Here is an 11,449-nt window from a genome sequence, read left to right as displayed (position 1 = left end):
TCGCTTATCTGATCTTCCTCAGATACTATAGAGTTTAGCAATGATATCAGTATGTCAGAATTGGCCTCAACCCCAAAAATCTTCTTAAAGGCGACGTCAATGAGGGGATTGATCATGTACACGTCGTCGTACTTGAGCCGCTTTGTTTTGCTTGCTTTTTGGGTCATCTTGTCACCGCTCTGTATTTCTATGTAATGACATTATACATCATACAGTGCTTCCTGCAATGAATCCATTTTTCCTTCTTGGGTTTGGATTATTTACGCACTCTCTTCTCTATGGATTTTTCAAGTCCTTAACAGTCACTACTCCTGTTATACAGCACATCGTTACATACGACACTCCACCTAATCCACACAGTATAGTTAACTGAAGGTATATGTTGTGCGTTTTCAGCATCGTCTTAGTCAAAAGCATTACAGAAACCATAACTATCGTGTTCAAGACATATTTCAAAATTTTTCTTACCATCGATACATCAAACTTAAAGTACCCAGACTTTTGAAGTTTATAGTATAAACAAACAAGATTAAGCCAAGCTGATATCGTACCAGCAAAAGCTATACCAGCCTGTTGATAAGTGTGCATCAGTAACAGACTAAACATCGCATTGCTAACTATGCATAGACCAGCTATCTTCACTGGCGTCTTTGTGTCTGTACTGGCGTGAAAGCTACTTACAAACACTTTGATGAGTATAGATGCTGGCAACCCTATCGATAAAGCTTGAAGGGCAACCGCAGTTTGTGTTGTAGCAATTCTTGTAAACGATCCGTATTCAAACAACACCCTTATAATTTCAAAAGAAAGAACAAACAAAGCCGCTGAAGCTGGTATAGACAGCGCCAATAAAAGCTCTATAGCACGGTTTTGAATAGCCATTGCTTCTCTCATATTAGTCAACTTAAACGCTTTGGACAGTACCGGAAGTATTACTACACCTACAGCCGTCCCAAGCAACCCTAATGGCAGTTGGTATATACGATCCGCGTAATACAGGTAAGACATAGCGTGTGGTATAAAGGATGCTATAGTGCTATTTATGACAATGTTGATTTGAGTGACTCCAGCACCTATGAGTCCTGGTATCATCCGCCTCATTAGTGCTCTGACTTCGTTCGTGACCTTTAGGCTACAAAAAAAGAACAACAATCCGTTTCTTTTTAGAAAGTAGAGCATCCAGAGCATCTCAAATACACCTGCTATCAATATACCTTGTGAAAGGGCAAAAACCTGTTCTTCCTTCGACACGCTTTGAGTGGCAATTATAATCATGCTGATGTTTAGTATGATTGGTGCTGCGGCAAATGCGAAGTATTTATTGTGGCTATTCAGCACACTGCCATAAAGTGCGACAAGTGAGATCATAGCCAAGTATGGTGTCGTGATTCTTGATAGTGTGATAGCGAGCTCAATGACTTTTGGATCCGTAAACCCAGGCACCGTAATCTTTACAAAAACTGGCATTGAGATGTACAGTAGGGTACAAAATATCAGAATCGCTATACAAAGAATCGTTTGCGATAGTCTAGCGAAATTTTGGGCCGCTTTCTGCCCATTTGTGCATAGAATGGAGGAATATATCGGAACAAATGAAGCACTAAAAGCACCTTCCCCAAATATTGATCTAAAAAGATTAGGAGTTCTTAGCGCCACAATGAGCAAGTCATTATACAATCCAGCCCCCAATGTTGCTGCGACGATCACATCTCTTATGTATCCCAAGATTCTACTAATTAGAGTGATGAAACTCACGGTAGCTGTGTGCTTGATGAGCATTCATTAAACCAAAATAGTACCAATCGGTATTTTACACCCCATCAGAAATTCTGCTGTGCTCATTACTTTTCTTGATTCTCTTTGAAGGAGTGTAGGTTTTAGTATGCCTTCAATACATGCTATCTCCAGCCGTTCGCTCAATATACTCCCTGGAGTCCTGTCATGCAAAGTATCACTATATTCTGCTGCCAACACCTTGATCCTTTGATCTTGGTACACGAAGTGTGCTCCAGGCTTAGGACTCAATGCTCTAATTGTACGATGTATAATCCTTGCCGTTTTGCTCCAAGATATTTTCTCATCCTCGCGCTCTATCTTGTGAGCATACGTCACACCCATTGTGTTCTGTGGGCTTGATATCATGCGCCCGTCCTCTATGTTTTTTAGAACTTCCAACAACATCTTTGCTCCTTGTCTGGCTAGTGATTCTGACAAAACAGTACCCGTGATGTTATCATCGATGCTATGAGGCTCTTGTAGTATTATCGCGCCTGTATCCAACCCAGTATCCATCTGCATAATACAAACCGCTGTGTCCGTATCACCCGACATTATTGCGCGCTCCACAGGGGCTGCTCCTCGCCATCTTGGTAGTTTTGACGGATGAATGTTAAGTACGCCATGTTGTGGTGTATCCAATATTATCTTTGGCAAGATGATGCCATATGCAGCCACCACAGCCACGTCTGGCTTAAGCTTTTGAAATGCACTGACATCTTGCTCGCTTTTAAAGTTTCTGGGTTGAAAAACTGAAATTGTGGCACCCAACTTCTCCAGTGCGCTATATACAGGTGATTTGCTATTACTCGCGTTACATTTCGTATATATCGCTGCAAGCTCGTGTGATGATTGTACCAGCATTTCAAGAGCTGGCACTGCGAACTGAGAAGTTCCCATAAATACAACTTTCATGGCATTACTTCTTTAAGGAGTGATATTCCCTGTACCACTCTACAAATGTCTTAATACCAACATGAAGAGGGGTGTTTGGTCTAAATCCTAAATCTCTTGTAGAGTCTTGAATATCAGCAAAAGTTTCTTCTGCATCTCCTTGCTGTATTGGCAGGTATTTAAAGTCAGCTGGCATACCTATTGCTGTCTCCAAAATTTTTACTACATCAAGTACATTGACCGGATCGGAGTTGCCCAAATTGTAGACGCGATGACCATGGAAACTCACCTGGAGTGCCCCCAAAATACCATGTAGCACATCCGAAATGTATGTAAAGTCACGCTTCATGTTCCCGTAATTGTAGATCTCTATTGCACGTCTATTAAAAATACTGTCTGTAAACTTAAAGATTGCCATATCTGGTCTACCCCATGGACCATAAACTGTAAAAAATCTTAATCCTATTATGTTTATGTTATAAAGATGTGAATATGCGTACGCCATCAGTTCGTCTGACTTCTTTGTTGCAGCGTAAAGTGAGATTGGGCTATCAGTCTTATCGTTTGTTGAGAATGGGAGATTTTTGTTATTACCATATACGGAACTTGAGCTTGCGTATACGAGACGATCAAGATCCTTAGTATGTCTAGCAATCTCCAGGATATTTAAAAAACCGTTGATATTTACTCTAACATACTCAAAGGGATTGATAACGGAATAGCGGACTCCGGGTTGTGCTGCCAGATGTATGATGGCCTTGAAGGTGTACTTGGAGGCAATTTTCTTTAAGCGCTCAAAATGGCATATATCTAGCTCGTAAAATTCAAAGTCTTTAAATTGCTTTAGGATCGTCAACCTAGCTTTTTTTAAATTCCTTGAATAGTAGTCGCTAATATTATCTATGCCTACTACTTTAAAACCTTGAGCAAGCAAGTACTGTGCGACATATAAACCTATGAATCCTGCGCACCCGGTTATAAGCACTTCTTCCTTATTTTCTTGAAGTGTAGCGCTCAGTGTATGGGATGAAGCTTTTGATAACACAGAATAGATGCTAGACATAGAAGAGATACCATCTATTGGCGAATTTTCAAATTTTAAGTATCTGTCATCTGCCATCAATTTACCGCTTATTATTCATAATTGATTCAATCGTTCATAATTGTTTTTACAACACTTCATATGTATCGATGAAGCTCCTCCAGAACATCAACAACACGGAGACCTGTAACACTGGAGCAAAATAGTACTTTTTTTGCTATGTACTTCTCTAATCTTTTTTGTTGTTGTTTAACGGACTCTTCCGATACCAAATCGACTTTGCTTAGCACTACAACTTCAGGTTTAGATGCAAGTAGCGAACTGTATTTGAGCAGCTCACTTCTGATAGTTTGATAAGCATGCAAAGCATCTTCCGTAACATCCACCAAGTGTAACAGCATTTTACATCTTTCTATGTGCCGTAGAAACCTATCGCCCAGACCATGCCCATCACTAGCACCTTCTATGAGCCCTGGCACATCGGCCATTACAAAGTGCTTACCATGCACTGAAACTACCCCCAGTTGTGGCTTAAGTGTTGTGAAGGGGTAATCTGCAACCTTAGGTCTGGCCGCTGTTGTAGCGGAAAGAAAGCTAGATTTTCCAGCATTGGGCAGCCCTATAATACCAACATCTGAGAGCAGCTTCAACTGTAGACGTATCCACATCTCTTGGCCTTTTTCGCCTGGAATGAACCTTCGTGGGGCCTGGTTTGTAGATGATTTAAAATGGCTGTTACCTACTCCTCCTCTTCCACCTTTTAGGACAGTCACAGCCATACAGTCTTTGTCTAGATCAAACAAAAGATTTTCACCGGTTTCATCGTAGATTTGTGTTCCGATTGGTACAGAGATTACCATATCTTCTCCTGATAAGCCGGTACAATTTCTACCTGATCCTGCTTTTCCTGAACTTGCTTTAAAGTGCTGTTGATAGTGAAAATCCAACAAAGTGTTGACGTCATTTACTGCCTTGAAGAGGACGTCTCCGCCACTACCTCCATTACCTCCATCAGGGCCTCCAAATTCGATAAACTTTTCTCTTCTGAAACTAACGCATCCGTTACCGCCGTCTCCAGACTTGATATATATTTTTGCTTCATCTATGAAACGCATGGTTACTTTTGGTGTATTGATGGCGTGCCCGGAAGGATTTGAACCCACGACCCACTGCTTAGAAGTGAGGGTGTCTACAAATTTATCTGAATTTACCTGATTTTATTGTCATATATCTTTTTATTCTAACCCATATTTTACAGGCAATTCACAATATTCTACCTTATACATCATTTTATTATAATGGACAAGATTTTCTTTTAAGTGTAGAACATATGTAGAACGTAAAATGACCTCTAAGGGTTAATATGAGAGATAATAAAGTCAATTTTACTAAAACATTTCTAACGAATGTAGAGTTACCTTTAGGAGCAAAAAGAGCATATTATTATGATACGCAAGTAAGTGGGCTTGGGGTGATGATTTTCTCCTCAGGTATTAAAACCTTTTTCCTTTATAAAAGAGTTCATGGTACTCCAAATAAGATAAAACTTGGAAAATTTCCTGAAATATCAGTCGAACAAGCACGCAAAGCTGCTTATGCGGCAGTTAATATGATTAATTCTGGCAGGGACCCTAATAAAGAAAAGCAAGAACTACAAAGCGAGCCTACTTTTCAAGAGACCTTTACTAAGTTTCTAGAAGATTATGCTAAAAAGAGAAAGAAAACATGGAAAGAAGATCAGAGTATTTATAATAGATATCTTACTAACTTCGCAAATAAAAAATTAAGTGTCATAACGCGTTCTGATATAGAAAAATTGCATCACAATATCGGTGATAATAATGGTATTTATGCTGCAAATCACACTCTTGCATTACTTAAGACTTTATTTAATAAAGCGATTAGTTGGGGATGGAAATGTGTTAATCCTTGCAGTGGAGTGAAAAAATTCAAAGAAAAAAGTCGTGAGAGATTTTTGCATGGTGATGAACTACCAAGATTTTTTGAAGCGTTAGACAAAGAGCCTAACGAAACGTTTCGGGATCTATTTTACATATGTCTATTAACTGGCGCGAGGCGTGGCAATGTACTTTCAATGAATTGGAATGATATAAACCTAGAACGCGGAACTTGGTGTATTCAAGAGAGCAAGAATGGTGAATCACAAACTATTCCGCTCTCTGATGAAGCAATAAAGATCTTAAAGCGCAGAATAGCAGTGAGAATAAATGATTGGGTGTTTTCAAGTAGTGCTAGTGCTTCAGGACATGCTAAAGAGCCAAGAAAAGCTTGGGCAAGGGTTTTAAAAATGGCTGGAATTAAAGATTTACGGATTCATGACTTAAGAAGGACATTAGGTAGCTGGCAGGCAGCGACAGGTGCAAATAGTTTTGTGATAGGTAAATCGCTAGGTCATAAAACTCAATCAGCAACAGCAATATATGCAAGATTAAATCTTGACCCAGTTAGAGAATCAATTGCAAAGGCAACGAATGCCATGTTTGCTTTTACAAGTGTTAAAAGATAGATCCTTATAAATAGTAGCCAATTGGAGAAACTTTAGATGCAACTAGGGGAAGCATATATAAGGAATTTGAATACGGTCGTCCAGCGGACTGGTACTGGGGGAACAACGGTAGGTAGAGGTGTGTACTGCACTTGGTGTATGAGCAGGGGAAAGGCAGCTCAAACTGGCTATATACTAGCCTATTCGCTGCTTTCCCAGTTCATCCGTTATTGACTATAACAATTATAAGTTAAAGGAGGAAAATCTATTGACATAAAACTTAAAAAATAGTTCAACTCCAGCCGACCGTTTTTCTCTTAAGTGTGTCATGTTCTTGTCCAAGGCAAGGGGGGCACTTCAGTCTTAGATGCTGCTGTTTCATTAGTACGGGAACAAATAGCTGTTCTCATTCCTGGTGAACCATATGAAATCAAGGAGAATACATTTGCACATTAGTTATAATGTGATTGTTCTTATACATCTTCAAACGCCAGATAGGCTCTTATGAGCATTACCTTAACAGGCCTATGATAACCACAAATAACTTTCAACAAATAGGCTGACGGCACAGCCGTTTACAGACAAATTTTTTCAAAATTTGGCGTCACACCATACGCATCTCTTGATGCCTGTAGCAAATGCAGGAAAATCAAGAGCTTATGACTTCTTTACAGCGTAAAGACAGTCGCATTCAAAATGTAAGACACTGTAAAGACAATCCTTCTAACCCCTTGTCTTACAAGCATTATCATTGTATTTACGCTGTAAAGGTGCGACACGAAGTTGTCAAAAGGAGTTGTGGCCGCCCAACGGCCACCATCCATGCTACTGGATGAACCTACCATTCTGAGTCAAGCAACAAACCAACCGTGAGTAGGTTATAAATAAAAGGGACTCCCGAAATTTTGCGATATATTAGAAGTGCTACTGTTGTGTGGCCGAACGCTCACTGGTGCTAAGTGCCCGTAATTAAGAGTTGCAAGAATATGGAGAAAAATAGACGACAGGAAATTTGGAAAGGAGCTAGGAGTGCAAGCGTTGAGCACGAGGCGTGTATATTTATACGTAACGAAGTGCGAATCCCGAAGCTCGACGACGCCAACTTTTCAAATTAACGGAGTATATATATTGCTCACTACTGCACAATATGGTACTATAGATTAGTACTACGAGGATTTGATTAGTGAACGCAAAACAAAAAGGAATATTGGCGGCTATCTTGTCTAAACCAACCAGAGCTAATATCTTATGGAGTGATATTGAAAAACTTATCATTAGTTTGGGAGGACAAATTAGGGAAGGTAAGGGCTCAGCTGGAGTATTTATCTTGAAGGGTTCAGTTTTCCCTTTTCACAGGCCGCATCCACAAAAAGAAGCTAAACGTTACCAAGTAGAACTATTAAGGAAATTTTTACTTTCAAAGGAGGCAGGTTTATGAAAAAAGATTTCATTGAATATAAAGGTTACCTAGCAGAATTATCTTTTGATATAGAAGATGATATTATAGTTGGTAAAGTGATTAATACTGCTGATTTCATTTCATTTCATGGTGAGACTTTAATCGAAGCTAAAAAGGCGTTTCGTGATGTATTAGACAGTTATTTAGATGCATGTGTACACGCTAAAATTGAACCCTCTCGCCCATATTCAGGCAGATTTAACCTGCGCATTGCTCCTGCTCTTCATAAAGCTTTGACTATCGAAGCCCACAAAGCTAATAAAAGTTTAAACGAATATACAGAGTGGTTAATTGCACAAAAATTAAGTAGTCACTCTGAAAATGGTTTCCAGGAGCATATGTGTAACGACCTGATTTAGAGAGAGGTGAATCCTGCAATCATAGAGTAGGAAAATCAAGCGCTTATGACTTGTAGAGTAAGGCACTCTCATTACTGAGAGCACCTTACTCTACATAGAAATTGTATGTCCCTTCAGTAAGATTCTGACTATTAACCATAAGTTATGGTACAGGAAATATAAGAGGGAGCACATGAATAGGAGGTTGGTGTTATATTAACTGAGAAAGGAAGGTGGTGATAGGGAAGATTTTAGGGGATTTTAACTCACGAAAATCACAATCGATGTAAGGTATACCTGGTGCTAGTTGAAGAGCATAAGAGGTATTGAGTTTGGAATGGAAGTATAGGAGATCGTCGTTTAGCTGAGTGCTGGTGAAAGGGTCGACATGGATAAGGAGCCAAGGTTTGAGATTTTGAGTGATTAAAAAATCCACTTCTTTTTTTTGTTTATTACGTATATAGAACAAGGAATATTGACCATTACAAAATTCATTCCAGAAATGAATGGCTTTAAAGAGATGGGAAGCGACAAGAGTTTTAAGTTTAAGTTCAGGGTTGACGACATTGCTCCAGTCTAACAAGTAGAGACGTGGCTCGTGAGTAAGTGCGTAAGATATATTGTGATTCCAAGGATTGATAATAAAGCAATAATAGAAGTTTTGAAGGAGTTGGACCCAGCTAGAGATGGTCTTTGGGGAATGTGGTATATCAATACTAAGTTTAAGGCAAGAGAGTCGTGAATTAGGAAGATTGTGTAGTGCATTGATAAGACGAGAGATATTGGCGGTGTGTTGGAGCTTAGAAAAGTTTTTAAGATGGTATTGAATAAGAAGCTCTTGATATGAAAGAGACCATTGCGTCAGAAAGGAGGCTTCTTGCTTGAGGATAGGTTCAGGGAAGCCACCGAAAGTGAGCAAAGAATGGAAATATGAAGGAGGAGGTTTAACGGGAGTATTGATAAGAGATAAGTGTGAAGGAGTATGGTGTAAGAGCTCGGCCAATGAGAATGGGAAGATGTGATGGACGTGAGATATTTTAAGGGTAGAGTGTTTGTGTAAATGAAGGTTATGACTAGAGGTGGCGATGGTGTGAAGGTTGTTGGTGTGAAGTAGTTTGTGTAGTAAGGAACGCCAATAATCGAAGGTGTAGATTTGGTTACAAACGACAATAGGAGGTTTCTGAAGTAAGGCGTGTATATGCAGATTGTGAATGGCTGAGGAATAGACAGAGGTACCTTTTTTTCTGGAGTTGACATCAGAGGAGAAGAGAAGGTGGTGATATGGATAAGAGAGCATGATGTGCTTAGAGAGTGAAAGTTTACCGACGAGAGCAGGACCTTGAACGATAGAGGAAGAGAGGCGTTTTAGGTGCTGTAGAATAGGGAGGGAATATAAGCGTTCCACAGTATAGCTTTGGTGAAGGAATAATATGAATAAAATTTAAATGAAGAATGAAATAAAAATCAACGTAATGAGAGGTAGCATTCTTTTTTAGAATAAAGAAAATATAGCGCTTTACTTATTAGTATAAATTATTCATACTATAGGAATGAGGGTTTGGTTTGTAGCAAACTAATCCATTCTTAAGAACGAAGAGGGTATATGAATAAGGAAGAACCGAGAGTTATGGGAATATCTGAAGAGGTAAAGAGGCAGAGAGAGGCGCTTGGATACATGTTGGAAATGTTGATATGTTCGAAAAGCGTATTAGACGAGGTAAGTGTTATGGGAATAGGAAAGTTGTGTGGAGAGGAGGTGGTAGTGAAGAGGAATTCAAGGAAGGTGTATTGTGATCGCCAAGGGTTTGAAAGGATATGGGAGTGCATAAGAGAGGTGAATGTGGAGTATGTGAGAGTACATGAGGAATTGCAAGGTATGTTGAAGGTGCTGATGATATATGAGAAATCTGAAGGTATAAAAGCAGACGACGTAGAGCAGATAAGGGAATGGCTGTTGAACGAGCAGTGGAGGTGCTTAGAGGTTGTAGGGTCTAGGATAAAGGAGGTTCTGAATATCATAGAGGAAGGAGAGAAAGGTGATTGGGTAGCGGTAGTAGGTTTTGATGGAGCGACCTATAGTCAATTGCGTACTGTAAAGGATAGTTTGGAGTCCACTGTGTCTTCTTTGCGAGGAGCTTAGACATGCTGCTGTACGGCGTATACCGCTCGTAAATGAAGAGTTGCAAGAATATGGAAAAGAATAGACGACAGGGAATTTGGAGAGGAACTAGGAGAATGAGCGGTGAGCACGATGCGCGTATATTCATACGTAACGAAGTGCGAATTCAGAAGCCCGACAACGCCAACTTTTCAAATTAACGGAGTATATAGCACCAAGGACTACCTAAAATGTAGATGGGCCTTTAGTTGTGAATCAGCCTGGCGTTACGATGACTAACTCCCACCAAGTCTTGACATATGTAGGGAACATTTCAATATAAATGCAATAGCTCTTATGGTATAGTGCTAATATCATAATATAGAGGTTGTCATGGAAGAGTGCACAGCTAAGGATTTAAGGGAAGAAGAAACCAAGGAGGAATTAATAGAGACTGGAAAGAGGCTAAAAGCTATAGAGATAGGCAGACAGTTATTATTAAGGAGAGAAAGCATAGACAAGGTTTCTGGGATAACTGGATTAACACGCCAAGAAGTACAAAGTTGATGAACCACATAAAACTACCGATAGGACTGAGTAATTTTCAAGAGCTGATAAAAGGCAAATACGTGTTTGCAGACAAGAGCCTTTTGCTCAAAGACATAATGGAAGATGGAGCCAAAGTGATTTTAATCACCAGGCCTAGAAGGTTTGGAAAGACATTGAATTTATCAATGCTGTACTACTTTTTAGATCTTAGTCAGCCAAAAGATGAGAATTTGTTTGAGAAGCTAAATATAGGCCAGGACAAAGTTTTTTGTGAGGAGCATCAGCATAAGTATCCAGTGATATTCATATCGTTCAAGGATGTGAAGTCACGCACTTATAAGGAAGCTTATGCAGATGTTATAGAGCTTATAAGAAGATTGTATGAAGAACATAGATATCTGATTGATGGTTGTACACTGTCAGATAACGAGGTTACAATATTTAACACTTTGCTCGGTAAACAAGCTGACATATCTGATATCAAGTCGTCGCTTAGGCAGCTCTGCATCTACATACACAGATATTGTGGGAAGAACCCTATCATACTGATAGACGAGTACGATACGCCGATACAGGAGGCTTACCTAAAAAAATACTACGAGAAAATGGTGGAGCTAATGCGGGGCATATTGGGGCAGGCATTAAAGGATAACAGTTACTTAACAAAGGCTGTAGTTACGGGAATCACACGTATCTCACAAGAGAGTTTGTTCTCTGGATTGAACAACATAGAAGTATACTCGTTATTGAGAGAAGACTACGGGCAATACTTTGGGTTTACGGAAGA

At 39.6% G+C, this 11,449-nt stretch carries 13 protein-coding genes; 7 read left to right on the top strand and 6 right to left on the bottom strand.

The window, feature by feature from the left end; genetic code table 11:
• The 5 genes from EDM53_RS00855 to obgE all read right to left on the bottom strand — a co-directional run.
• The coding region (locus tag EDM53_RS00855; protein WP_242507885.1) for an Rpn family recombination-promoting nuclease/putative transposase at positions 1–116 on the bottom strand (116 nt) is incomplete at its 3' end.
• A 160-nt stretch (positions 117–276) separates the two neighbouring features.
• Entirely contained in the window at positions 277–1,779 is a 1,503-nt protein-coding gene (gene murJ / locus EDM53_RS00850; protein ID WP_130121495.1) for a murein biosynthesis integral membrane protein MurJ, read from the bottom strand.
• Positions 1,780–1,782: 3 nt separating this feature from the next.
• Positions 1,783–2,691, bottom strand: coding sequence for a methionyl-tRNA formyltransferase (fmt, locus tag EDM53_RS00845; RefSeq protein ID WP_130121493.1), 909 nt, complete (start codon positions 2,689–2,691; stop codon positions 1,783–1,785).
• A gap of 4 nt (positions 2,692–2,695) precedes the next feature.
• Positions 2,696–3,790: a GDP-mannose 4,6-dehydratase gene (locus tag EDM53_RS00840; RefSeq protein ID WP_242507806.1), complete on the bottom strand. Its 1,095-nt coding sequence runs from the start codon at positions 3,788–3,790 to the stop codon at positions 2,696–2,698.
• A gap of 59 nt (positions 3,791–3,849) precedes the next feature.
• Positions 3,850–4,827, bottom strand: coding sequence for a GTPase ObgE (gene obgE, locus EDM53_RS00835; RefSeq protein ID WP_130121491.1), 978 nt, complete (start codon positions 4,825–4,827; stop codon positions 3,850–3,852).
• Positions 4,828–5,075: 248 nt separating this feature from the next.
• Between obgE and EDM53_RS00830 the strand changes: the two genes are divergently transcribed.
• The 3 genes from EDM53_RS00830 (at position 5,076) to EDM53_RS00820 (ending at position 8,036) form a co-directional block, all read left to right on the top strand.
• Positions 5,076–6,239, top strand: coding sequence for a tyrosine-type recombinase/integrase (locus EDM53_RS00830; protein WP_130121489.1), 1,164 nt, complete (start codon positions 5,076–5,078; stop codon positions 6,237–6,239).
• Positions 6,240–7,401: 1,162 nt separating this feature from the next.
• Entirely contained in the window at positions 7,402–7,656 is a 255-nt protein-coding gene (locus EDM53_RS00825) for a type II toxin-antitoxin system HicA family toxin (protein ID WP_130121487.1), read from the top strand.
• Positions 7,653–8,036, top strand: coding sequence for a type II toxin-antitoxin system HicB family antitoxin (locus EDM53_RS00820; protein ID WP_130121485.1), 384 nt, complete (start codon positions 7,653–7,655; stop codon positions 8,034–8,036). The genes EDM53_RS00825 and EDM53_RS00820 overlap by 4 nt, the downstream gene beginning before the upstream one ends.
• A 190-nt stretch (positions 8,037–8,226) precedes the next feature.
• Here the strand turns inward: EDM53_RS00820 and EDM53_RS06525 are convergent, their stop codons facing one another.
• Positions 8,227–8,934: a DUF4143 domain-containing protein gene (locus EDM53_RS06525; protein WP_410528544.1), complete on the bottom strand. Its 708-nt coding sequence runs from the start codon at positions 8,932–8,934 to the stop codon at positions 8,227–8,229.
• On the opposite strand from EDM53_RS06525, the gene EDM53_RS06325 reads away from it, so the two are divergent.
• The 4 genes from EDM53_RS06325 to EDM53_RS00810 form a co-directional block, all read left to right on the top strand.
• Positions 8,897–9,037, top strand: coding sequence for a hypothetical protein (locus EDM53_RS06325; RefSeq protein ID WP_207215392.1), 141 nt, complete (start codon positions 8,897–8,899; stop codon positions 9,035–9,037). The two genes, EDM53_RS06525 and EDM53_RS06325, sit on opposite strands and share 38 nt — an antisense overlap.
• Before the next feature lie 581 nt (positions 9,038–9,618).
• Positions 9,619–10,155 carry a hypothetical protein gene (locus EDM53_RS00815; protein WP_130121483.1) on the top strand — a complete coding sequence of 179 codons (537 nt, stop codon included), beginning with the start codon at positions 9,619–9,621 and terminating at the stop codon, positions 10,153–10,155.
• Between the two features lie 351 nt (positions 10,156–10,506).
• Positions 10,507–10,680 (top strand): hypothetical protein, encoded by a 174-nt coding sequence (locus tag EDM53_RS06025; protein ID WP_165379516.1) that lies wholly within the window; start codon positions 10,507–10,509, stop codon positions 10,678–10,680.
• The coding region (locus EDM53_RS00810) for an AAA family ATPase (RefSeq protein ID WP_165379515.1) at positions 10,680–11,449 on the top strand (770 nt) is incomplete at its 3' end. The genes EDM53_RS06025 and EDM53_RS00810, both read left to right, overlap by 1 nt.

The organism is Rickettsiales endosymbiont of Peranema trichophorum, assembly GCF_004210275.1.
GTDB lineage: Bacteria > Pseudomonadota > Alphaproteobacteria > Rickettsiales > Midichloriaceae > RICK02.
This window is presented reverse-complemented; position numbering and strand designations above follow the sequence as displayed.